General features: G+C 54.5%; 20 protein-coding genes. 4 read left to right on the top strand and 16 right to left on the bottom strand.

Annotation, left to right across the window (positions count from 1 at the left end; all coding sequences use genetic code 11):
• Window positions 1-77: 77 nt before the first annotated feature.
• The gene (locus GP473_RS03370; protein WP_246394958.1) at window positions 78-443 is read right to left on the bottom strand and encodes an Rv2175c family DNA-binding protein; all 366 of its coding nucleotides are present in this window, start codon (window positions 441-443) and stop codon (window positions 78-80) included.
• A gap of 135 nt (window positions 444-578) precedes the next feature.
• On the opposite strand from GP473_RS03370, the gene pknB reads away from it, so the two are divergent.
• Complete coding sequence (gene pknB, locus GP473_RS03365; protein WP_186277143.1) at window positions 579-2888, top strand: Stk1 family PASTA domain-containing Ser/Thr kinase; 2310 nt, start codon at window positions 579-581, stop codon at window positions 2886-2888.
• Window positions 2889-2960: 72 nt separating this feature from the next.
• On the opposite strand, the gene GP473_RS03360 is transcribed toward pknB, so the two are convergent.
• The 8 genes from GP473_RS03360 to GP473_RS03325 form a co-directional block, all read right to left on the bottom strand.
• Entirely contained in the window at window positions 2961-4349 is a 1389-nt protein-coding gene (locus tag GP473_RS03360; RefSeq protein WP_185769118.1) for a class II 3-deoxy-7-phosphoheptulonate synthase, read from the bottom strand.
• 243 nt (window positions 4350-4592) lie between these two features.
• Window positions 4593-5111 carry a polyadenylate-specific 3'-exoribonuclease AS gene (locus GP473_RS03355; RefSeq protein WP_185769119.1) on the bottom strand — a complete coding sequence of 173 codons (519 nt, stop codon included), beginning with the start codon at window positions 5109-5111 and terminating at the stop codon, window positions 4593-4595.
• Between the two features lie 10 nt (window positions 5112-5121).
• The gene (locus GP473_RS03350; protein ID WP_186277142.1) at window positions 5122-6189 is read right to left on the bottom strand and encodes an acyltransferase family protein; all 1068 of its coding nucleotides are present in this window, start codon (window positions 6187-6189) and stop codon (window positions 5122-5124) included.
• Window positions 6190-6205: 16 nt separating this feature from the next.
• Window positions 6206-6937: a lysophospholipid acyltransferase family protein gene (locus GP473_RS03345; protein WP_185769121.1), complete on the bottom strand. Its 732-nt coding sequence runs from the start codon at window positions 6935-6937 to the stop codon at window positions 6206-6208.
• 16 nt (window positions 6938-6953) lie between these two features.
• Complete coding sequence (locus GP473_RS03340) at window positions 6954-7931, bottom strand: ROK family protein (protein ID WP_185769122.1); 978 nt, start codon at window positions 7929-7931, stop codon at window positions 6954-6956.
• Window positions 7932-8004: 73 nt separating this feature from the next.
• Window positions 8005-9213, bottom strand: a complete 1209-nt coding sequence (locus tag GP473_RS03335; RefSeq protein WP_221891844.1) for a glycosyltransferase family 4 protein — start codon at window positions 9211-9213, stop codon at window positions 8005-8007.
• Window positions 9214-9410: 197 nt separating this feature from the next.
• Window positions 9411-10586, bottom strand: coding sequence for a C40 family peptidase (locus tag GP473_RS03330; protein WP_246394891.1), 1176 nt, complete (start codon window positions 10584-10586; stop codon window positions 9411-9413).
• A 155-nt stretch (window positions 10587-10741) separates the two neighbouring features.
• Window positions 10742-11368, bottom strand: coding sequence for a C40 family peptidase (locus GP473_RS03325; RefSeq protein ID WP_186277141.1), 627 nt, complete (start codon window positions 11366-11368; stop codon window positions 10742-10744).
• A 655-nt stretch (window positions 11369-12023) separates the two neighbouring features.
• Between GP473_RS03325 and GP473_RS03320 the strand changes: the two genes are divergently transcribed.
• On the top strand, window positions 12024-12899 hold the full coding sequence (locus tag GP473_RS03320) for a 3'-5' exonuclease (RefSeq protein ID WP_186277140.1): 876 nt from the start codon (window positions 12024-12026) through the stop codon (window positions 12897-12899).
• Between the two features lie 191 nt (window positions 12900-13090).
• On the opposite strand, the gene qcrB is transcribed toward GP473_RS03320, so the two are convergent.
• From qcrB to ctaE, 4 genes are all read right to left on the bottom strand, one after another.
• A complete protein-coding gene (qcrB, locus tag GP473_RS03315; protein ID WP_185769125.1) occupies window positions 13091-14716 on the bottom strand; it encodes a cytochrome bc1 complex cytochrome b subunit in 1626 nt (541 codons plus the stop codon).
• Complete coding sequence (qcrA, locus tag GP473_RS03310; RefSeq protein WP_185769126.1) at window positions 14713-15924, bottom strand: cytochrome bc1 complex Rieske iron-sulfur subunit; 1212 nt, start codon at window positions 15922-15924, stop codon at window positions 14713-14715. The genes qcrB and qcrA overlap by 4 nt, the downstream gene beginning before the upstream one ends.
• Entirely contained in the window at window positions 15921-16820 is a 900-nt protein-coding gene (gene qcrC / locus GP473_RS03305; RefSeq protein ID WP_185769127.1) for a cytochrome bc1 complex diheme cytochrome c subunit, read from the bottom strand. Before qcrC ends, qcrA begins: the two co-directional genes overlap by 4 nt.
• Before the next feature lie 79 nt (window positions 16821-16899).
• Window positions 16900-17511 carry an aa3-type cytochrome oxidase subunit III gene (gene ctaE / locus GP473_RS03300; RefSeq protein WP_186277139.1) on the bottom strand — a complete coding sequence of 204 codons (612 nt, stop codon included), beginning with the start codon at window positions 17509-17511 and terminating at the stop codon, window positions 16900-16902.
• 457 nt (window positions 17512-17968) lie between these two features.
• Here ctaE and trpD point away from each other — a divergent pair, with 457 nt between their 5' ends.
• Window positions 17969-19081 (top strand): anthranilate phosphoribosyltransferase, encoded by a 1113-nt coding sequence (gene trpD / locus GP473_RS03295; RefSeq protein WP_246394890.1) that lies wholly within the window; start codon window positions 17969-17971, stop codon window positions 19079-19081.
• A 344-nt stretch (window positions 19082-19425) separates the two neighbouring features.
• Here trpD and ctaF read toward each other — a convergent pair whose 3' ends face one another.
• Window positions 19426-19857, bottom strand: a complete 432-nt coding sequence (ctaF, locus tag GP473_RS03290; RefSeq protein ID WP_185769129.1) for an aa3-type cytochrome oxidase subunit IV — start codon at window positions 19855-19857, stop codon at window positions 19426-19428.
• A gap of 31 nt (window positions 19858-19888) precedes the next feature.
• Window positions 19889-20974, bottom strand: coding sequence for an aa3-type cytochrome oxidase subunit II (ctaC, locus tag GP473_RS03285; protein ID WP_186277138.1), 1086 nt, complete (start codon window positions 20972-20974; stop codon window positions 19889-19891).
• 333 nt (window positions 20975-21307) lie between these two features.
• Between ctaC and asnB the strand changes: the two genes are divergently transcribed.
• Entirely contained in the window at window positions 21308-23245 is a 1938-nt protein-coding gene (gene asnB / locus GP473_RS03280) for an asparagine synthase (glutamine-hydrolyzing) (protein ID WP_186277137.1), read from the top strand.
• A 161-nt stretch (window positions 23246-23406) separates the two neighbouring features.
• On the opposite strand, the gene GP473_RS03275 is transcribed toward asnB, so the two are convergent.
• Window positions 23407-23751, bottom strand: coding sequence for a HesB/IscA family protein (locus GP473_RS03275; RefSeq protein ID WP_185769132.1), 345 nt, complete (start codon window positions 23749-23751; stop codon window positions 23407-23409).
• Window positions 23752-23958 lie beyond the last annotated feature (207 nt).

Genomic DNA, 23958 nt, shown 5'->3' with positions numbered 1-23958 from the left:
TTGACGCTTATTCACCCCCGAAGGCCTGCAACCCATCCATGGCTACATGCTCGCAGCCACTACCTTCTACGTGACGATCAAATAGCCATCGCCTGAGCTCGGCGCATGACTTCACGGGCGAGGTGCCCATGTAGGGCATCGACGGGGCGTCCAGGTAGGGAATCATCGGACTCATAGAGGTACCCCAAGATCTCCTCCGACGTATATCCGCCATCAGCGAGCAGTGCGATAACGCCCGGAACGAACTTGTTGAGCTCACCGTCATCGTTGAAAAAACGCTCTGGAATATAGCGCACTCCCTTGACACGGACGGACAGGATCTGCCCCTTATTTAGCAAATCCATGACCTTGGTGACCACTACTCCCATACGCTCGGCGGCGTCGGGAATGGAGATCACTTCCTGGCCAGCAGGTAAACCCCCGGTATCTTTTTCGAGGATCACTGACTTTTCACTAGAGTTGACGTGCTTGTTGTTCACAGGTGCCACTGTAGCCCACCTTCGATAGATTATGAGTTCGTGGCCGTATACTTACATGCATTTGGTGCTCCACACAGAGGAAGGATGGTCTAAGGAACTGTGAGTTCACTGCATCCTGGCGACCTTGTAGACAATCGCTACCGCATCGGCGCACGCATAGCCCGGGGTGGGATGTCGACGGTCTACACCGCTGTGGATACCCGCCTTGACCGCGAGGTAGCCGTTAAAGTCATGGATCCAAGCTTGGCTAAGGAGCGCACATTTCGCACCCGCTTCGAGCGAGAAGCTCGCGCTGTCGCGAAACTCAACCACCCTGCGTTGGTCAACGTATTCGATCAAGGTGTCGACGGGGAGTTAGTCTTTCTGGTGATGGAACTAGTGGTAGGTGGTTCTCTCCGGGAATTGCTTAAAGAACGCGGCCCCATGCCACCCCACGCAGCATTGGCAGTGATGAAACCAGTGCTCACAGCCTTATCTGTCGCTCACGCCACCGGGATGGTTCACCGCGACATTAAACCGGATAACGTGCTAATCAGCGATACCCACCAAGTGAAGTTGGCAGATTTTGGATTGGTGCGCGCCATCTCCACCGGGGTCAACAGTACCGCAGCGACCTCAGCTGATGGCACAGTTATCGGAACCGTAGGATACTTGTCGCCCGAGCAAGTGCAGGGAAAATCCCTAGACCAGCGCTCAGATGTTTATTCTGCCGGCGTGCTCCTCTTCGAGCTGCTCACTGGCCACACCCCTTTCCACGAAGACACCCCTATTGCCACAGCCATGGCTCGTCTTCATCGCAATGTTCCCTTGGCTTCAGGGGAAATAAACGGTGTCCCCGAAGTCATCGATGAGCTCATCACCGTAGCAACCTCCCGTGAACCGGATCAACGCTACGCTGACGGCGCAGCATTCCTGGAGGCAGTTGACGAGGCAGCACGACAGCTCAGCTTACCGTCATTTCGCGTACCCTCCCCCGAAAACTCTGCAGTACGCCGTGCATTGGCGGGAGCCGACTTTGGGGAGCGTTTGTCCTGGGATGACGAATCTATGTCTACTCGTGCAGTGAATCTCGAAAGCCAACAGGTCACCAAGGATTCACCATTCTTTGACCGGCCAGAGATGACTGCCCATACGCAGCTCCAGCCGGAACAGGCGCTGCGCCCCCATCATGACCGTCCGCAGCAGGACGCACACAGCCCCGATGCGGCATATCCCATGAATCCCGCATGGAATGTTCCACCCGGCCAACAACCATATCCCTCGGCCTCGATGCATCACAGTCCAGCGGGCTCGGTCGTGGCGTCGAACGGCCTCCACCAACAAACTCCGACGATAAGCAACCGATCAACGGGCCGCACCGTGGTCTGGGTATTGATCATCCTCATTCTCGTTGCACTGATCGCAACCGGTTCATGGTGGTTGACGAGCGGGCGTTACGGTGAAGTACCGAATGTGCTCGGTATGGATCAAGCAACCGCCCAAGATACAGTTGAATCTGCTGGTTTTACCTCAACTCTCGAGCAACGCTATTCGGACGACGATGCCCGCGATGCCGTCATAGGAACCGATCCCTCTTTTGGCGTACGAACGCCGCGTGGAAGCCAGGTATCGGTGCTCGTATCCCTCGGTAAACCAACCGTCCCCCAACCTGGAACAGATGACAACTTCTCCAGCTACACGTCGCGCCTGTCGGAACGCACACTCACCGGAGTCCTCGGCGACGAAGTATTCTCTGAGGACGTGGCAAAAGGGGATGTCGCCACAACCACCCCTCCGGTTGGCCGTGAAGTGCCCACACACTCCACAGTAAAAGTGCATCTAAGCAAAGGCCCACGGCCAGTCACCATCCCGGATGTCGAGGGCCAAAGCGAGTCCCGTGCAAAGCGCACGCTCGCATCGGCCAACCTCAACGTCAACTCAATCATTAAGGAGTTCAGCGATCGCGTCGAAGAAGGCTACGCCATCGGCACTCAACCTGGCGAGGGTAAAGAAGTAGCCGGAGGCTCCGACGTCACGTTGGTGATGAGCAACGCCATCAAGGTTCCTGACGTGACCGGGATGAACGAGGATGATGCTCGCAAGACACTACGCGAAGCGGGTCTTAGCCCGATAACCAGCGATCCCGTCTCAGACCGTAACGTGGACAACGGTGAAGTCGCGGAACAGTCACCTGCGTCTGGGGAGCTCATTAATCCTGCCGATAACACCGAAGTTGAAATCCGACTCTCAAACGCGGTGCGCATACCGCTGGTTCTCGGATCCAAAGCCGATAGCGCAAAGACGCGCCTCGAACAGCGAGGTTTGAGTGTAGAGATTGACGGGCCTGCCGATGGCCTCGTGTACAGCCAATCGCCCTCATCCCGCACATGGGCTACCGAGGGAGACACAGTTCGCCTCCGAAGCTTCTAGATCGCTTCTGAGCATGAAGCGATCTAGGACGTTGTGACTTAACGCACCGCCCCAGATCGCTCGAAGGGGAAATCAGTTGCGCAGCATCTCAGCAACCAAGAAAGCCAATTCCAGAGATTGCTGAGTGTTCAGGCGTGGATCCACGGTCGTGGCGTAACGCTCCGGCAAATCCACATCGGTGATGGACTGACCGCCACCAACAACCTCAGTAACATCCTCACCAGTGAGTTCCACGTGAATGCCACCGGGGTGCGTACCCAATGAGCGGTGAACTTCGAAGAATCCTTGGACTTCGTCGATAATCCGGTCGAAATCTCGCGTCTTGTATCCGTTCGACGAGGTATAGGTGTTGCCGTGCATAGGGTCGCACTGCCAAATGACCTTATGGCCGGTCTCTTCCACTGCCTTGACAATGTTAGGCAGGACAGTGCGCACTTTGTCGTAGCCCATGCGAGAGATCAGAGTGAGGCGGCCTGGCTGATTGTGCGGATCTAACGTGCGAACATAAGCCACTGCCTCCTCGGGCGTCGTGGTTGGCCCAATCTTCACTCCCACAGGGTTGGCGATCATAGAGACGAATTGGATATGTGCGTCTTCCAGCCCGCGGGTGCGCTCACCGACCCAGACCTGGTGAGCAGACAAATTGTAGAGTGCATCGTCGCCGTCCTCATCGTGGCCTAGGCGCAGCATTGAACGCTCGTAATCCATGACAAGAGATTCATGGGAAGCATAGATATCCGCGATGTGCAACTGAGAATCGGAAACTCCACACGCATTCATGAATTCCAGGCCGCGGTCGATCTCTTCGGCCAACGCCTCGTAGCGAGCGCCGGCGGGAGATTTCGACACGAACTCACGGTTCCACTCATGCAGCTTGTAGAGATCTGCGGTTCCGGAGCTCGTCAATGCACGCACAAGGTTCATGGCCGCAGAAGAGTTCGCGTAGGCACGAACCATGCGAGATGGGTCATGGGTACGTGCTTCTTCGGTAGCCTCTACACCATTAACAAGATCACCACGGTAGCTGAGCAAACCGGAGGAATCGCGGTCAGCAGAACGAGGCTTCGCGTACTGACCTGCAATGCGAGCCATCTTCACTACCGGCGTGGACGCGCCATAGGTAAGGACAACCGCCATCTGAAGCAAGGTTTTGATGTTGCCGCGAATATGTGGCTCGGTGTTGGACTCAAATGTCTCAGCACAGTCGCCACCCTGTAGCAGAAATGCCTTGCCGAGCGCCACATCACGCAACTGTTTGCTCAAGCGGCGAACTTCCGGAGCCACGACGATCGGTGGCACCGATTCCAGAATTTTACGCACGCGGGCGGCATGTTCTGGATCCCAGCTTGGCTGTTGCTTGGCATCGCGAGAAAGGACATCATCCAGTTTCTCGGCGATTTTCTGCGGCAACGGAGGCAAGTCTGGGAGTTCGTCTAGTGGGGCGTCAATTGTCCAAGCCATGTTGATCAATATACGCGGTTACCTCACGCACCCCCAACGTGAGAGCGTTTTTGGGCTCTACGTTGCCTTTTTGACCCCTTTTAGGGTGTCGCAAGCGCCGTTTTTCCTCCTACTGGCTGCTAGTCGTTCTTAGCGTGTTTCTATCAACACCCGACGCCATTGTTGCCCGAAACCAGCTATCTCCACTCTATTGTGAGTGTGTGCGTCAACATCCGCGTTAATGCCTCTCTCTTGTACGCCGCATTAATGTGCGCTACGCAGCGCTTCCATGGACAGCTGATACTTCACAACATTAAAACGGGCATCGGCGAGTGCATCATGGGCGTTATTCGGAGACTCCGGCAAACGCGGACATCCTGCCATCTCCCAGAGTTGCTTCAGTTCACGAGTAAAACGCGGCAGTTCACGTGGCAGGCCCGTCATATCCCCCCAAAGTTGAGCTAAAGCGACATGGTCATAGGCGCCAACCCACGCCCACAACTCCGGCCGTTCAGCATAAGCCAGGCGCGTGCCCGGCACATGGTCTGGAAGTAAGAACTCATAAAGCTTGCGGCGCAACGTATCACGGTCCATCCACGCTGCATCTGACTTCGGTGGTAGCTGATTGAGCACATTGCGGCGCACCCAAGATCCTGCCTTAGTGGCGTCGAACTCAGTGGACACTGCGTAAAACTCACGCCCATCCTCTGCCACCACGCCGATGGAGACAAGATCGATAGTTCGGCCGTCCTCGATGAACTCCGTGTCATAGAAATAACGCACGCGCTCTACTCTATCCCTGTATCTTCACCATGGACGCGCTATGGGTACGGCGCCGCGGAAGCGCCGGTGGAAAGAGAGTCCACTTGAGAATCGGTGTTTTTCCCACGAAATAGAACACAGCACCAGACACCACACAGGTAGCTAGTCCCAGGAGAATACTGACGTGTGGGCTGGCCAGCGCCTCTGCCATCCCCGGTGTTTGCTCTGCCATCCACGGCACAATCACGGTGTTAGTAAATGTCAGCGCAGCATGGTGCGACACATAAATGGGTAGGGTGTTTCTGCCCACGAAATTCACAAAAGTAGAAAGCACGGGCGTGTGCGAAATCCACACGGCAATGATGATGCCTAACGGCACCGCGGTAAAGGTTCGCACCAAAGCTAGAATGGAAGTTTCACCTGCAATTTTCTCATCCCAACCCTGGAAGTAGTAGAACTCCAGTCCCCGGTAGATGAGCTCCCACAAGGCAAAAACCACAAAAGCACTCACTACCACCTTCACATGGGATGCCTTAGCAGCCACCGTGAAGATCACCTGTCGGTAATGTAGTCCCGCAAAGAAGATCGGTGCATACATCATCGCTTGACGGTATCCCTGCTCCATCACCGCACCGGACATGCAACCTACGAACAGAGGCACGGTTGATATAAGGAGCGCCAACCACGGGGGTTGATGGCGCAAGAGCACCGCAGCGATGTTGTACAACATCAGCGTATAGAGGAACCATAATCCGGGATCCCCAACGATGATCGCCTTAATCAGATTGCTTGCCGTCAGTTCCTCCATAAAGTCCAACCTGATCGCCGCTTGAACCGGTGTGTAAATCAGGTATGGGACAAGGAGAAACCATAAACGGCGGTACCACAGATCCGTCAGGTCTCGCGTGATCACTCTATGGGAAAACAGCCCAGACACAAGAAAAAATAGTGGCATGCGCAGCGGATCCAACAATGTGGAAAAGTGGCCCCAAGCGGTCAATGTCCCACCATCTACGCCTGTGACCACATGCATCAAGCACACTCCGATTATGGAGAGCCCCTTGGCACTATCTGCCCAATCAACGCGCTGTCTAGACACCGTGACGGCCGGCATTCTAATAGGCAGCCGGCTCGGATCCCTGAGGGTATCCGAGACCTGCTTCTAGAGACTTCTTCACGTCAGCCGCATAGAAATCCTTGACATACTCCTGGCCAGATAACTCCTGGAGTGCTTCCATAATTGCATCGGTGAGCGCTCGGGCCTGCTCATACTCGTCTCCCGCATCGCGAAAGTCAGCTGGGTCGATGGGATCACCAACGTAGACACCGCAACGCCGTGGGCGTGGTATCCAGCTGCCAATTGGATTAACTTTCTCCGTGTCTATCATGGCTACTGGGTAAACTTTTACGCCGGTGGCCAAAGCCACTCGAGCCAGTCCTGTCTTTCCTCGGTAGAGACGTCCATCCGGGCTGCGGGTTCCCTCCGGATACATGCCTAAAATCTCACCGCGGTTCAACACGTCAATCCCCGTTGCCATTGCCGCCTCTTGAGATTCCTTGTCGGCGCGATCGATCGGTACCTGGTTCACCGCTGTAAAAAACCACCGCTGCACGGCGCCTATGATTCCGGTGCCGGTGAAATACTCCTTTTTAGCGAGAAACGTCAGCTGACGCTCAGCGACCAAGGGCAAGTAGAAGCTATCCATGACGGCGAGGTGGTTGGAGGCCAAAATCGCCGCACCCGTATCTGGAATCTTGTCCAGTCCTCTGGTGAAAGGGCGGTTGTAGACCCATAGAAAAGGTCCAAAAAACACGTGCTTCAACCACCAGTAGGTATTGTGCTGCACGATGACAGGTCTCCTTCTACTTGTCCTCTACGTCAGAATTAGCGCGCTCGTGCGCAAGCATTGCCACGCCGATCATACCGGCCTCACTACCCAATTCCCCGGAAACAACGCGCGAGATCGGTCGATGACCAGCACCTACAACCGAGTGATGCAGTACAGCCTCTGCGCGGTCGATCAAAAGATCGGCATCGCGGGCAACACCACCGGACAACACAATGAGTTCTGGGTCAAACACGTCTTGGACCAGGGATAATCCCTTACCCAACCAGGTAGCCATATCCTTTAACACCGCTAAAGCCAGTGGGTCGCCTTCGCGAGCCATGCGGACCACTACGCGTCCCGTAATCTCTTCCGGCTTATTCGCAAATTCCTGAGAGAATTTCGACTCGGGGTGTGCACCGAGCGCGATATAGTCCTGGGCGGTTAGGGGCAGCGCTGAACCGGAGCAATAGCGCTCCAAGCACCCCCGTTTTCCACATGGGCATGCCCTGCCACCGGGCACGACGGTGAGATGACCAAATTCAGGAGCCACTCCGTAGGCACCACGGTAAATCTTCCCATCGATGATGACAGCGCCACCGATTCCGGTTCCCAAGGCAAAGAGCACGGTGTTTCGTGTGTTTTGGGCTGCACCGAGAATGTATTCGCCCCATGCTGCGGAGTTGGCATCGTGTTCGAGAACTACCGGTATATCCCATAGCTTCGATAAACGGGTAGTAATTTCCGCGTTCCGCCATGGCAGGTGGGGTGCAAACCGGACGGTAGTTTGGTCAGAGGTGATGAATCCCGCGACAGCCAACCCCACTGCCGTGATCTGTGGATGCCGCTGACGCAGCGTATCGACTACCATCGTCAAGGCTTTTTCCAACGCCCCTACGGAACTGGGTGTTGGCAGCTGCTCGGTATCCACCATGGTGCCCTGACGATCGATGACGGCGGCACGGAGGTTTGTTCCTCCAATGTCCACCCCGATCGTCACTGGCTGCGTCGCCATACACGGCACCTTTCTCTTTTACCTCGTCACAGAGCTCTCTACAGGTTAGCCCTTTGCGTGCGAGGTCCCCTAATTACTGGCTCTTGGTGCCCGATACGGGGTCTGTAACGTTCCAAGCGGCCGCCGGAGGAACTCGGCCGTCACCGCCCAGTACTGCCTTCAATTGTTCGCGCAGTCTATTCCACGTCCAGGCACGGCTCACCCGTGCCCGTCCCTGCTTGCCTAGCCGTTCGCGCAAAGTGGCGTCGTTGAGCAAGGTGACCAACGTTCTCGCCAGGTCTTTCTTGTCACTTCCTCTAACCACGACGCCAGTATTTCCATCTATCACAGTTTCCGGAGCACCACCACCATTCCCCGCGACAGTCGCCACACCACAAGCCTGCGCTTCGAGAAAGACAATGCCGAGTCCCTCAACACTCAACCCCCCTGCTTGCGTACGGACTGGCAAAGCGAAGACATCACCGGCGCAATAGTGCCCAGGGAGTTCATCAAAATCCACCGCACCTGTAAACGTTACTGAGTTCTCTATGCCAAGCTTCTTCGCACGATCTTTGAGTTTGTCGGCGTAGGAGCCCGGGCCCACAATCAACAAATGTGCCTCCGGCACGCGTTCCAGCACGCCAGGCATGGCCTCAATCAAACTGTCCTGTCCCTTACGAGGCACCACACGAGACACAGCCACGATGACTTTCTTATCCGCTAAACCATAACGCTGTCGTAACGTATCTCGCATCTGCGGGTCGGGATGAAAAAACTCCGTATCCACCCCGCCGGGCATCGGCTCCCACGCCACATCGGAACCAAAAGCAGACGCCATACGGTTGCGTGCGTAATGCGACACGTAGGTAAGACAGTCCACGTGTGCACCAATGCGTCTCAGGATCTGACGGGTCACCGGGAACATTGACCAGCCAACCTCGTGGCCGTGTGTGGAAGCGATGATCCTGCGCGCCCCCGCTTCACGTGCAGCCTGAGCCATAAGGCCCAGTGGGGCCGCCGCCGCAAACCACACTGTGTCAACCTGATATTTGCGTATTAGTTGCTGCATTTTCCGCGCCGTCCCAGGCGTAGGGAGCATCACCCTATGAGGCCAACGAACAACCGTATAGCTCAGGGTTGAATCAAAGGCTGCTGCAGCGCGGTCATCCTGAGTGGAAGCAAAAACAACCACGTGAGCATCCGTGGAAGAAAGAGTCGAAAGATAGTCCCTAATGTACGTCTGTATGCCGCCGAGAGTCGGCGGAAAATCATTTGTTACCACAAGAACGCGGGGAATAGCCATAAAGTATCAGCCTAGTCAATGGGAGTGGGCCACCACGCACGAACAGAGTGTCAAGGACGTGTTGCTGGCGTACAGAAAGGCCCAAGGCAGTACGCGACGAATGGAAAAGGAAGCGGGGCGCACAAAAAAGACGCGAGGAGCCCCTCGCGTCTCTTGTCCCTTCTACGCCCGCGTTATATGCCCAGGAAATATTAGTATTAGTAACGAGCAGCGCCGGAAATCGGCATTGAATTCAACGGCACCACCTGAACTGGAATGCCGTAATCGGCGGCGTGAACCACTTTGCCATCACCGATGTACATACCAACGTGGGTGATGCCTGGATAGTAACCAATGATGTCACCCGGCTGGAGCGCATCCAGGCTCACTGGGGTACCTCCGGCAATCTGGGCAGAGGAGGTTCGCGGTATGCTCACGCCGATTTGTTGATAAGCCCAATACATCAAACCAGAGCAATCGAATACATCTGGTCCTGCGGCACCCCACCCATAAGGAGCACCGATCTTGGACATCGCGGCTGCTACTGCCCCTGCATAGTTGCCGGCCTTATCATTGTCGCCCGTGGAAGCCCCATCGGCTTTCTTTTCGAGTCCAGCTAAGAAGGCTTTGACATCGACGTTGATCGGCCCATTGCTATCCACCCAGCGTTTACGATCAGCGGGGCTGAAACCGTCCACGATGTGCATAATCTCGCCGCTGAGACGGTCCAACTGTGTTGTGCGCTCATCTAACTCAGTCTGTCGGGCAGTCAGATAATTCACACGGTAATCCGCTTTGAACTTAGAGATGTTGGCGTCGGAGTTAGCTGAAGCAGCTTCCTGCAGGTCTTGATCCAAGGTATCCAGGTAGCGGATGTTCTTGTCCTGGAGACTATTCATGTAGGAGCTCCGCTCCATGGCGGCTTGTGGCCCGGAAGCACCGGCTACGGCCGACACTGGGTCGATAGTTGCGCCACGGTACTTTGCCTGCGCAATATCAGCCACATTCACTCGAGACGCTGCCAGCTTCTTCTGGGCTGCTGCCGCTTTACGCTTTGAGGATTCTTGGGCGTTGCGAGCAGCCTTCACGTCCTTGTCAGCGTTTTTCAATTCCTCTGAAATCTGCACAACCTCTTCGTTGGTCGCACCCGCGACTCGAGAAATCTGCTTCATATGAGACAGAAGTCCGTCGAAGTCCTGCGGTATTGGAGCGTTGAGGAGGTCCTCAATCTCCTTCTCCGATGGAGCTGCATTTGTAGCAGAAGATGCTTCGGAAGACTGCGCAGGATCCGCGTGTGTGACGGGAACGACGGAAGCACCGACGGCGATGCTCAAAAGACCGGCGCCGAGAGCATGCGTGAGAGGGCGACGGAAGCGAAGTGAAGAGATGGACACTCGAACCTTCTTGATGAGAGAGATGTAATTGCCAAATAGCTATTTTGCCACACGTTTGCGAAAAGCAAAGAGACTAAACCCCAGCCGACTAGGCAGTGGTTTAGTCTCCTGTGTCTGCTGTGACAGACGTTAACCACAGTGGTTGTTGTAGCTAATTAGTGAAAACGAACCGCGTTGTGGATTGGCATGTAGTTCATGTCGGTAACCTTTACCGAAGTACCGGAGTTGATAGCGTGAACAACTTTGCCGTCACCGATGTAGATAGCAACGTGAGAAGCGCCACCGTAGTAGGACACTACATCGCCTGGCTCCAAGTTATTCAGGGACACTGGAGTACCTGAAGAAGCCTGAGCAGACGAGGTACGTGGAATGGAGATGCCGGCCTGAGAGTGTGCCCAAGAGGTCAGTCCGGAGCAATCGAAAGAGTTAGGGCCAGCTGCTCCCCACACGTATGGAGAACCGATCTTAGATAAAGCGAAGTCTGCGATCTGTTGACCCTTGGAAGACTTTGGAGCAGCAGGCTTGGTCAGCTGAGAAACTGGAGAAGACTCAGACTGGGAAACCTTAGCCTGGGAAGGAGCAACATTGCCGTTCTCTCCAATGTAAGACTTAACCTGATCCGCGAGCCCCGAAGGAACATCCACAGAGTAGTTAGTGTTTGGGATAGCGACCGGAGCAGCCTGGGCAGCGGCTGGGCTCAGGATGGTTGCGCCAACACCAACAGCCGCAGCGACGGCAGCGTTGCGCTTGATGGAGCTCTTGTGCAGGTTGTGCTTACCCATATCTCGTCAAATACCTTTCGATCCGTGTGTTCGAGGCGGATGCCTCTCGCTCCCAGGGCTTGTCCCTGACGCGGTGTCTTGAGAGGGACTAGACGAGGCGCCCTCTCTGTAAGGTCTCGAAAAGATTACGAAATGGTTACGCATCCTGTCCAGCGGAACGCAGAAAAAATATCAAAATGGCAACGTTGCAACCGCGAAGATTTACTTCATCTTTTTTTCATCAAGGCCAATCGGCCCCTACTCCAAAATGTAAAAAAAGCGCTTTAAGCTGGTTCTTTGAAAGAAGATACCGGTACTTAATGACTCAAGGTTTCCTTTCATTAAACCCACCAACTTAGCGAATGTGACCTTCATCACATTCTAGGCCTGAATATCACACTGCTCCCTTCAGTCACACCGATAACATGCGATAGTTCGTAAATGTTACGGTTTCGCCCCCGTGGAACACAGACACTCGTAATCTCATCCTTACTTCCGGCGAGCATCTCCCCCCCTCACAGCGAAAACTAACGCCTCCCCAAGTAGTTCTCACGTCAGCGCGTCAAATATTCAGATCAAGCACAAAGCACTCGCTAATCAAAACCATTTTTCCGACATAATGTAACGTCACCTCGCACAAACCACCCCAGCCCCAATGGCAGATAGAATGAGCTCCGTGAAACACTTCTCCGGTGAGAAATTCCGTAAAAGCAACCCCCGCGACACGCTCCACAAGAGCGGGCTTTCTGTGGTCGTCGACGTAGAGACCACTGGGCTTAATCCCGAAAAAGAACGAATCATCGAAATTGCAGCGATCGCCGTGACAAACGGTCAGATTGATGGAACGTTTCACCTCCTCGTCAATCCTGAGCGAAATATCCCTCGGGTCGTAGAAAAACTCACCGGCATTCGTGATGCGGATGTCAAGGACGCACCGGCTGCGCAAGCCGCCCTTGCCGAGTTCGGTAAGTTCATCACCGCACATACCTCCACCAAGAACACTACAACGCGCATAATCGGGCACAACGTCGCTTTTGATTTGGCTTTCATCCATGCCGAGCTCCACCGCGTGGGCCCAATCACAGCACCACGACAAGATATCCGATCACAGTTCGCTGGCTCCCATAGTTCAGAATTAAAGCGGGCAAATCACCTACCTACACACGGCAATGATTCGGTCAAGTTCAGCAACCCCCAATCTTGTCCGGACAATCAGCCAAACCCGGCTAATCACATCCCATTACGAAGGCACCCTGGAACAACTAACCTGACGTTTCACGGACAATTGAAGGATGACAACGTCCTCTCATCACATACAGACGGAGAGAGCATCCATAAGCTCAACACATGTTTAGAAAACTGCCATGCGGTGTGCACTGCGCATCTTGCACGTCGACTTATTGAGCGAGAACAAGTAGGGCGTTACAGACTAGCCAACGTAGCTCGCTACCTTAACACCACACATAAGCCATCACACCGAGCCCTCGATGATGTTTACACAACGTACGAGGTATTTCAGGCTCTCATCCAACTCGAAAACCCATTGGCATAATTGCCACTCCGTTGCTCACTCAGCATCGGCTAATGCCCTCGTAAACAGTGGCCACAACCGGCAAAAGGACGGGACACACAACAATCACCAACGAAAAGAACCCCCTGCAACACATGCAGGGGGTTCTATTAGCGCAGTTGGTACCGCACTAGCCAACATGTTGCCATATCGGCTAGCCGGCGGAGCAAGAACTACTTGCCTTCAAGCTCCTTGCGGTTTTTCTCCGTGAGCTTGGAGTACATATCCTTGAGCTCCTTGTGGTTGCGGTGCTCGATGTCCTCAGCCTGATCCACGATGTCCTGTGGATCCGGAGAGAACCACGAACCACGACCAGGAGCACCAGCGAAGCCCAGCTCATTCAGTGTCTTCGGAACGTATGCGCCCTCGTACTCCAATGGAATAGCATGGCCGTGCTCATCGATGCCGCCCAGAGGCTGGTGAACCTCGATGAAGCCACCGGAAGGCAGCTGGCGAATCGTGCCGGTCTCGATACCGTGCTCGAGCACCTCGCGGTCGCTACGCTGCAGACCAACACAAATACGGTGAGTGACGTAGTAGGCGATTGGTGGGGCAAGAACCAGTCCGATACGGCCCAACCAGGTCATTGCGTTCAAGGAGATACCAAAGTGCAAAGCCAAGAGGTCGTTACCACCGGAGATTGTCAAAATCACATAGAAAGTGATTGCCATGACACCGATAGCTGTACGAGTAGGAACATCGCGCGGGCGCTGCAAAAGGTTGTGGTGAGCATCGTCACCGGTCATCTTCTGCTCAATCCACGGGTAGGCGAACAGCAGAACGACAAGCAGACCTAGGAGCAACGCTACCCAGAACACGGCCGGAATGGTGTAGTTACCCAGGTAGAGTTCCCACGCTGGCATGACACGCGCTGCACCGTCAGTCCACAGCATGTAGATATCCGGCTGAGAACCTGCGGAAACCTGAGATGGGTTGTATGGACCAAGATTCCAAATGGCGTTGATCTGGGTAATACCCGCCATGAAAGCAACGACACCGAAAGTGATCAGACCGAAAGAAGCAGCTTTCAGGCCGAACACTGGGAGAATACGCACACCGATAACGTTGTTTTCGGTACGACCAGGCCCGGGGAACTGCGTGTGCTTCTGGTACCACACCAGTGCCAGGTGAGCAGCAATCAGAGCCAGCAAAATGGCTGGGATCAAAAGCACGTGGGCAATGTACAGGCGAGGAATGATGATCTCACCCGGGAAATCGCCGGCGAACATGATCCAGTGCAACCAGGTACCGATAATGGGTAGACCCACGATGATTGCGGACATGATGCGCAGACCGACGCCGGACAGCAAGTCGTCCGGCAGTGAGTAGCCCATAAAGCCCTCTGCCACAGACAGCAACAGCAAGATGCAGCCGATAACCCAGTTGGCTTCGCGTGGCTTACGGAAAGCACCCGTAAAGAAGATACGGAACATGTGAACCATGATGGACACTGCGAAAAGCAGAGCAGCCCAGTGGTGCACCTGGCGGATAAACAGACCGCCGCGAACCTCGAATGAGAGATTCAGAGCAGTGTGGTAGGCGGCAGACATCTCCACACCATTGAGTGGGGCGTATGCGCCGTCGTAGATAACCTTCGACATCGAAGGATCGAAGAACAAGGTCAGGTATACACCGGATAGCAGCAAGATGATGAACGCGTACAACGCGATCTCACCGAGCATGAAGGACCAGTGAGTTGGGAAGACCTTGTTGATGTTCGGGCGGATAAGGCCGGATGCCGTGTAACGGTCATCAATGTTCTTAGCCGCCTTGTTCAGGCGTGAAGTCTTAGTTGTCATGAGCGACGCTCCCAGAAAGCAGGGCCAACAGGCTCAACGAAGTCCTTCTTGGCGTACATGTAGCCCTCTTCATCCACGGCGATTGGCAGCTGAGGCAAAGCACGCGCTGCCGGGCCGAAGACTGGCTTGCCGTAGTGCAGCGCATCAAACTGCGACTGGTGGCAAGGGCAGAGGATTCGGTTAGTTTGCTGCTCGTACAAGGAAGTAGGGCAGCCAATGTGAGTACAAATCTTCGAGTAGGCGAAGTAATCGCCGGCGTGGAAGTCTTCCTGCCCAGTGCGCAGGACGGCCTTCTTGGCGTCCTCGTGACGCAGACGGATCAACATCACGGCATTACGCGCGCCGTGGATAGAGTGCATGTGCTCCGTGTAGACATCCTTGTGGGCGTCATACTTATCACCGTCATTGACCATGGAAGCTGGCAGTGGGAAAACAGTCTCCATAGCACCAGCATCAAGATCATCGGCACGCATACGCACGAGGCGGGATACACCCTCCGTAGACCAGTGACCATCATGCTCCTCGGCAATATTACCGTTGTCACGGCCAAGGTAGATGCGCTCTTCGCCCTTATTTGCCAAGGTCCAGCCGGTTGTCCACAGAGTACCGTCACCAGAGATTCCCATGGCCTTTGGCTTCCATGGGTTCTTGATAATGCCGCCCATAGGCAGGATGATGGCAAGACCAGCCAGAACCGCACCAGTACCCGCAAGCCCTGCGATCACTGGACGACGACCGATCGTGGACGTCTGCCAAGAATCGTTGAGCAGTGCTACGAGGGTTCGCTTATCTACTTCCTCAGACGGGCCGTCGTGGCGAGTTTGTACGGAAATTTCCTCTGGCACGAAGGTCTTGGTGTACTTCACACATCCCATGCCCAGCAAGATGATGGCCAGACCGGAGGTAATACCCAGCAGCGGGGTGTACAGGGTGTACCAACCCAACCCATCCTGGCCAAGGTGCTTATACTCCCATGGCCAGAACAAATAGGTCGCAATAAAAGCTAGGCCGAAAACGATCGACAGTGCGAAATAGGTTCCGACTGCCAGCCCTGCGCGCTTCTCTGCGGGGTCATTGGCGATGGGGAAGCGCTCCTTGCGGTAGGCAACCGTTACGCCGTCGAGCTCGGTACCCAAACGGGCGAGCTCGCCATTGCTCATCTTGTCGAGCTCTTCTTTGGTGTATTGCTTCTTGTTGTTATCGCTCACTGTCGGCTTCCAATCCACATTGCGAAGATCATCACCACGATGATGCCGACGAACCACATGAACATACCTTCAGTAACTGGGCCAATTCCGCCCAAACCGAAGCCACCTGGGTTCGGGGTCTCCTTAGAGGACTTGATGAAGGCAATGATGTCCTTCTTCTCGTCCGCGGACAGCTGACGGTCGGAGAACTTAGGCATGTTCTGCGGTCCGGTCAGCATTGCCTGGTAAATCTCCTGCTCATTCGCAGGATCCAGCACCGGCGCATACTTACCGCCGGAGAGGGCGCCGCCCCGTCCGGTGAAGTTGTGGCAGGACGCGCAGTTCAATCGGAATAGATCAGAACCGCGAGCCACATCGGCAGGATCGATCTTGCCGTCCTTGTTGTTTGCACCGCGAAGGGACTCCATAGCAATGTTGCCGTCTTCATCCCTCACAATTCCCGGTCCGCCACCGTTAGCGTTGACATAAGCGGCAAGTGCCAAGGTCTGCTGCTCGGAGTAGCGAGGCTCTTTACGTGCAGCCTGAGCTTCGTTACGCAGCATCGGCATGCGGCCAGAATGTACCTGGAAGTACACGGCACCTTCACCTACGCCAACGAGTGAAGGACCGCGATCCTTCACACCTTGAAGGTTTGCACCGTGGCAGGTAATACAAGCAACTTCGTAAATCTGCTTACCCTGATCCACCAGGGCTGTCTCATCCTGCTGGGCAACAGCAGTCTGTGCATTGGGGGTCAGTGCGTTGGCAATGAAGCCAGCGCCCGTTAAAGCGACGACCATTGCCAAAGCACCGGCAAAGGCTTTACGCATCTTGCGGCGGCGACGGAGCGCGCCTGCATTACGCGGAGCGGAGGTCGTCACACCTTCGCTCGTCGCGTTTGTGGAAGTGGTATCCATCTTGTTCCCTTTTAACTCGTCAATGGAATGCGATGGGCTGTATGTAGGCCGACCTAGCGGATAGGACGACCGCTACGGCCTACTGGATGAAGTAAATGGTGATCCACAGACCGATCCACACAACGTCGACGAAGTGCCAGTAGTAGGACACAACGACGGCCGCGGTGGCCTGTGCCGGGGTGAACTTCGACTTGAAGGTTCGAATCAACACCACAACGAAGGCAAGCACACCGGCCAAAACGTGGGCGGCGTGGAAACCGGTGGTGATGAAGAATACGGAGCCGTAGACGGATCCTCCGATGGTGGTACCGTGCTTCACCAGCTCAAAGTACTCGTACCCTTGGCCCACGAGGAAGACTGCGCCCAGCGCCGCAGATAGCGCGTACCACCTGCGGAGTGCAAACACATCACCTCGCTCAGCCGCGAAAACACCCCACTGTGCAGTGAAAGACGAAGACACCAAAATGACGGTGATCAACGCCGCCCACGGCACATTGAGGTGGGTCGGGTGCGGTGGCCAATCGCCACCGGAGTTGGCCTTGGACACGAAGTACATCGCGAACAGGCCAGCAAAAAACATCAATTCTTGAGACAGGAACACAATCGTGCCAACGCTGACCATGTTTGGCCGGTTCAGCGTTGCAACACGTTGTGGTGCTGCCATACCTGGGTTTTCAACTGCGCTCGTCACGTCTAACAGTATGGCCGTTTCTGCGTCGTTAGTCGATTCTCTCTGGCTCGTTTCTTTGTAGTTTCTGGAAAACCGCAGGTAAATCCTTACACCAACCTGTGAATCCACCCCGTTAGGGGGATGGTGGGAACTTTTCGCCGCCCGTATCCGACGCGCCACAAACAAGGAGGTCAGAGCGTTAGTTCGTCAAGCTCATCAGCGCTATATACCCCCATAATTGGTGAGTTTGTTCCCTTGCTTTCCTTTTCCCGGAACCGCATTTCGCAGCGCCTTCACTCTGTTCCACAGTGCTTCGAAATATACGATAGAAGTCGATTGCACTTCACGTCGTATATACATTGTCTTGGCTCGTCCAGATTTGCTATCCGGCAGCACCAGATAAGTGCGCAGTGGATATTGGCCTTTTCCTGTCCACTGTTCCCCTCCCCTAACTTTTTAGAAGGAGCGTTGATTCCTCGTGGCCACTTCTCAAGGCAACTCATCACCGTCGCACCGCAATTCATTGGAAGCTACCCAACTTCCGAAGAGCTATTTCACTTGGTCTGGTGTACTTGATCGTCTTGGACGCCGCGATGAATTAAGCGAATCTCAGGTCGCATGGGCAATGCAGCAAATCATGCAGGGCAACGCTACCGACGCTCAGATCGCCGCTTTCTCATTTGGCATGAGGGTCAAGGGCATTACTGCTGCTGAACTGGCATCTGCAGCGGCCACCATGCGCAGTTTCGCAACCCCAGTGGATTTCTCTTCCGTACCCGAACGAGTTGATATCGTCGGCACCGGCGGCGATGGCCACCACACCGTGAATATATCCACGATGGCTAGTTTCGTCGTCGCTGCCTGTGGCGTACCCGTAGTCAAACACGGAAACCGCGCTGCATCGTCTAAATGTGGCGGCGCCGACATGCTGGAAGCACTCGGCTATAACATCGTGCGGGCACCTGAACAGGTAGTAAAAGATGCCCAAACGCATAATTTTGCGTTTCTCTTCGCAAAGACCTACCACCCAGCGATGCGTTTTGCCGCACCAGTTCGTTCTGAGTTAGGGGTGCCGACTATTTTTAACCTCCTCGGTCCGCTGACTAACCCGGCGTCGCCCCGCTACGGGCTTATTGGATGTGCATTCCGAGACATGATGCCAATCGTCGGCGGTGCCTTTGCTCATCAAGGCTGCCGTGTATTGGTGGTGAGGTCAATGGATGGGATGGATGAAATTTCCGTTTCTGCTCCTACGGAAGTTGTTACGGTAGATTCCCACGGAACCACAGGGGAGGAAATTATAAATCCACGCGAGCTTGGACTCGACTTTTATTCATTAGACGAGGTTCGGGGCGGAGATGCCGACTTCAATGCCGACGTAGCTCGCAGATTCTTCCGCAATGAAATCACGGGGGCAATCAAGGATTCAGTCTTGATTAATGCTGCAGCGGCACTGACTTCCGTCCATGGCTGGGAACGGGATGGTTTTCAAAAAACGATGATGACCAACATTGAAGTAGCACGCGAGGCACTAGAATCGGGTAAAGCGCTGACAACGATGACCAACGTCGTCGATGAGAACACACCCTAACGTGGCTGATTCTTGTTTTTGCTCCTGCCCATTCTCTTCAGTGCGATACACGAGGATCGTTAACCCGTTCATGCTTCGGTGCGCTTACCTAATTCACGACAATGTGTGCTTCTATCCCCCATGTGTAGCCCACGTCCGAGTATTCTCCGGGCTTGTTAATTCCCCTCGTTAAGCTAACGAAGCCGAGTCTTCTTTACCTTTTTTCGACATTAGACACCACGCCCACACATTCTCGCTCAATGCTCAAACCCCCAATGGATGTATTTCCACTGGGGGTTTCCTCTCAGAGCCCCGGACTTATAGGGGCTATCTGAGCCACTGGCGTGTGACAGGCTAGACGGTTATTAGTGCTTCTCTGGTGGAAGACCGTACTGCAAGTTAAGCATGGCACCGGCCCACACCAGGATGGCAGCACCAAAGACTACCAACCACAGGTGCCAGAACGCCAAGCCATAAGCCATGATGACGATGGCTACAGTCATAACGAATGGCCAAATAGAACTTGCGGAGAAGAAGCCCAGTACGCCAGCTCCATCGACGATCTCTGCTTCTTCCCAGTCCATTGGGGAAATATCGGTCTTATTGTCGGTGAGGTGCAAGTAACCAGCCAGCATCAATGCCAGGAGGAAAGACATCACCAAAGCGGTGGTACCAGCCCACTCCAGACCCTGAAGGGAACCAGGATCCTTCACGGAGGAGGTAGCGATGATGTATACCACGGTCACGATGCCCAGGAAGGTCGCAATCCCGTAGAAGAGTTTAGCGCCGGAAGTCATTGTTCTATTCCTCTTTCTTCTGCACTACCGCTTAAGCGTCTGAACGTTCAACGGTCTGGCCGTCGCGGGAACCCTTGCGGTCAGAAACGAATGGCTTGGTGGAGGTTGCGTAAGGATCCTCGCCGATGGACTTCAAAGCCTCAGAGTTTGGAGCTTGTGGGTTCTTCTGACGGAATTCGATGTACTGCTTGAACTTTTCAGGAGATACAACGCGTACCTCGAAGTTCATCATTGCGTGGTACGTGCCGCACATTTCAGCGCAGCGCCCCACGAACGCTCCCTCTTCCTGAATTTCTTCAATCTGGAACAGTCGCTCGGATCGGTTCTCCGCTGGGTGCGGGAATGCATCGCGCTTGAAGAGGAACTCTGGAACCCAGAAGGAGTGAACTACGTCAGCAGAAGCCAGATCGAACTGGATCGCGGTATGAGATGGCAACACCAGCACAGGGATCTCTTCTGTGGAACCAACAGTCTCAATCTTGTTGTAGTGCAGGTAGCTCAGGTCGCCCTTAGATTTGCCATGGATCGGGCCGTGCTCACCATCTTCATACTTGGTCTTCTCGGCGGCTTCCTGAGCCTTCTCGTCGATACCCTCGTAGTCCTTACCGCTTGGGGATAGCCCCGCCTTGATCTCGCTGTAACCGAACTTCCAGTTCCACTGGAATGCAGTCACGTCGACCTTGACCTGCGGATCCTTGTCCAGAGCAGTGGCCTTGTCCTGAACCTGAACGTTGAAGAAGAACAGGGCCATAATGATCAACACAGGAACGGTGGTCAGGCCGAGCTCCAGCGGAACGTTGTAACCGGTCTGACGCGGGAATTCGTCCTTATTCCCACGGCGCGCGTGGGCCTTGTCAGAGTCGCGGAAAATAACCACGAACATCAGTACCCACATGATGATGCCGATGATCCACGCTGCTACCCAGGTCCACACCCAGAAATTGCCCGTATCATGAGCCTCTGGGGTGATACCCTTCGGCCAGCCCATACGCAGGGCGTTAAAGAATGCGTTATCTGGTGGAGTGACCGTACAACCGGTCAGAGCCATAGCACTTGCACCGAGCAAGCCAGCCAGTCCTAAACGGCGAGTCAAACCGTGCACTTTTCGCTGTTCCACGCGAGTTTGCCTTCCTCGTTCACACGTCACAAGGTCTAATGTCTGCGAATGCTGATCAGAGCCTGCAGTACGCTCGTCACAAACAGTATTAGACCGCTTCAATCAGAAACCTTAGACCATTTGTGAGTGTTTGCCACCATCCTACTGAGGAGTTTTCCCTATTTGGGTGTGAACTGTGTAGTAACTCACTTCATAACATGTTAGTGGTTGTGATTTACCTCTCTTCTTTTCTATTCGACTTCCATTCGACGCCCGCTCAGTCCGACTTTCACTACATCTATCACCGCGTGGCGGGTAGAAGGCTACGGTACGCTGCGCGTAGAGTTTTCTTCCATGTGCGGATTGCTTGGATTCATTTCTGCCGACGAATCGGCTTCACGTTTTACCACTGCTGTTGAAAATGCCCTACCTTGCATGCATCACCGCGGCCCAGACGACAGTGGCTCGTGGAACGACGATTCCGTTGTATTCGGCTTCAATCGGCTTTCCATCATCGACATTGAACACTCCCATCAGCCTCTGCAATGGGGACCCGAAGATGAACCTAACCGTTACGCGCTGACTTTCAACGGCGAGATATACAACTATGTTGAGCTTCGTCAGGAACTAAAGGCCGCCGGTTACTCCTTTAACACCGAAGGAGATGGCGAAACCATTGTCGTGGGATATCACCATTGGGGTATCGATGTAGTGAAGCATCTACGCGGGATGTTCGGCTTTGGAGTGTGGGACTCCAAGGAAAAAAAGCTATTCATTGCCCGCGATCAATTTGGCATCAAACCTATGTACATTGCGACGGCTAACGCTGGCACTGTCTTTGCGTCGGAGAAGAAGTGCATCCTATCTATGGCCGACGCACTTGGTCTGAGCAAGGATCTGGATATCCGAGCCCTCGCTCACTACACCGATCTTCAATACGTGCCAGAGCCTGAGAGTTTGCACACAGCAATCCGTCGCCTCGAGTCCGGCAGCTACGCGATCATCACTCCGGGCCAGGCACCACAGCAACAGCGCTGGTTTGAGCCTTCCTTCCCAGTGAAGAAGGTTTCTGCCGGCAATGAGGAAGCGGTCTTTCAACGCATTGCTGAAGCTCTGGAGGACTCTGTCGCAAAGCACATGCGAGCAGATGTAACGGTCGGCAGCTTCCTTTCCGGAGGCATTGATTCCACCGCCATCGCTACTTTGGCGAAGCGTCACAACCCCAACCTCTTGACCTTCACCACTGGCTTCGAACGCGAAGGCTATTCGGAGGTCGACGTCGCGGCTGAATCCGCCGCAGCAATTGGTGCAGAACACATTGTCAAGGTTGTCAGCCCGGAGGAGTACGCCGATGCCGTTCCAAAAATCATGTGGTATCTAGATGATCCGGTCGCTGATCCATCCTTGGTTCCCCTATACTTCGTTGCTGCAGAAGCGCGCAAGCACGTGAAGGTCGTGTTGTCCGGAGAAGGAGCGGACGAGCTTTTCGGTGGTTACACCATATATAAGGAACCACTCAGCTTGGCTCCTTTCGATAAGGTGCCATCCCCTATCAAGCGTGTTTTATCCACAGTTGGCGACGCCCTCCCTGACGGAGTACGCGGTAAATCACTGTTACAGCGTGGCACCATGACCATGGAAGAACGGTACTACGGCAATGCGCGTTCCTTTAATTATGAGCAGTTAGAGCGAGTCCTCCGCCACATCCGTCCAGAGTGGGATCACCGCGAAGTAACCGCGCCTATCTATGCCAAGTCTCGCAACATGGATCCCGTAGCGCGTATGCAACACCTAGACATGTTCACATGGCTACGTGGCGACATCCTGGTGAAAGCGGACAAGATCACCATGGCTAATTCTTTGGAGCTTCGCGTACCGTTCCTAGACAAGGTGGTATTCGATGCCGCCGAATCCCTGCCCGTGGATATGAAAATCTCTCACGGCACCACGAAATACGCTCTGCGCAAGGCCATGGAACGTATCGTCCCCGCCCACGTACTGCACCGTAAGAAACTCGGGTTCCCAGTACCTATGCGGCATTGGCTAGCAGGTGATGAGCTCTACGGTTGGGCGAAGAAGATCATCGAAGAGTCACAAACTGATGACCTCATTAACAAAACCGAAGTTCTGAAGATGCTCGAAGAGCATCGTGTGGCGATGAACAGTGGTTCAGGTCCAGACCATTCTCGCCGTCTCTGGACCATCATCGCTTTCATGATTTGGTATGGAATTTTCGTGGAGGAACGCATCGATCCCAAGATCGATCGACACGACTACCCAGTTGAGCTCTAAGCCGAAATCGATGAGTTCCACCCGAATATAAAAAGGAGAGGCTCCCCTATCTGGGAACCTCTCCTTTTTACTTGACCGCCGTGTGGTTAGACCTCGGGGTGACACAAACTCAGAAGCTCATAGTCCCCTGGGGAGGAACAAGCTGAGTTTCTCACAGGGTTTTAGGAGAAGGAATCACCGCAAGCGCATGAGCCAGTGGCATTCGGGTTATCGATAGTGAAACCTTGGGATTCGATGGTGTCAGAAAAATCGATCTTCGCTCCCGTGAGGTACGGAGAGGACATGCGATCTACCACTAGTTTTACACCGTTGAAGTCATCAACGAGGTCACCATCGAGAGAGCGATCGTCAAAGAACAACTGGTAACGCAAACCAGCACAGCCTCCCGGCTGAACGGCGATACGCAGGGCCAGATCATCGCGACCTTCCTGCGCCAACAGTGCACCTGCCTTTTCTGCAGCTGCCTCGGTTAGCTCAACACCAGTGACACGCTCTGGAGCAGTCATACTTCCTCCTTGTTCCTCTGTGGAAGGGTTTTGTTGACGAAAGACCCTGCTAAGAGAGCCTCACTCGGTCTCGTATATTCAGTATTCAGATCAACGCGGGCGCACCGACCGTTATTCCCAGTCGACGGACACGGACGCGAACTATAAAGTCAAGGTACTAGCAGTCGCTTGTCGTGACAACCATGTCGCACCCCGGTGAGTCAAGTT

Origin of the sequence: Corynebacterium anserum (assembly GCF_014262665.1) — a bacterium.
Taxonomy (GTDB): domain Bacteria; phylum Actinomycetota; class Actinomycetes; order Mycobacteriales; family Mycobacteriaceae; genus Corynebacterium; species Corynebacterium anserum.
The sequence above is the reverse complement of the archived record's forward strand: the minus strand, read 5'-3'. Positions and strand labels throughout refer to the sequence as shown.

Bases quoted from the DNA above. Each gene is read 5' to 3' on its own strand.
- GP473_RS03360 (WP_185769118.1), bottom strand. From the start codon at position 4,349: ATGGCTTGGACAATTGACGCCCCACTAGACGAACTCCCAGACTTGCCT.
- GP473_RS03340 (WP_185769122.1), bottom strand. From the start codon at position 7,931: ATGGCGACGCAGCCAGTGACGATCGGGGTGGACATTGGAGGAACAAAC.
- GP473_RS03335 (WP_221891844.1), bottom strand. From the start codon at position 9,213: ATGGCTATTCCCCGCGTTCTTGTGGTAACAAATGATTTTCCGCCGACT.
- GP473_RS03325 (WP_186277141.1), bottom strand. From the start codon at position 11,368: ATGGGTAAGCACAACCTGCACAAGAGCTCCATCAAGCGCAACGCTGCC.
- qcrB (WP_185769125.1), bottom strand. From the start codon at position 14,716: ATGACAACTAAGACTTCACGCCTGAACAAGGCGGCTAAGAACATTGAT.
- qcrC (WP_185769127.1), bottom strand. From the start codon at position 16,820: ATGGATACCACTTCCACAAACGCGACGAGCGAAGGTGTGACGACCTCC.
- ctaF (WP_185769129.1), bottom strand. From the start codon at position 19,857: ATGACTTCCGGCGCTAAACTCTTCTACGGGATTGCGACCTTCCTGGGC.
- asnB (WP_186277137.1), top strand. From the start codon at position 21,308: ATGTGCGGATTGCTTGGATTCATTTCTGCCGACGAATCGGCTTCACGT.
- GP473_RS03275 (WP_185769132.1), bottom strand. From the start codon at position 23,751: ATGACTGCTCCAGAGCGTGTCACTGGTGTTGAGCTAACCGAGGCAGCT.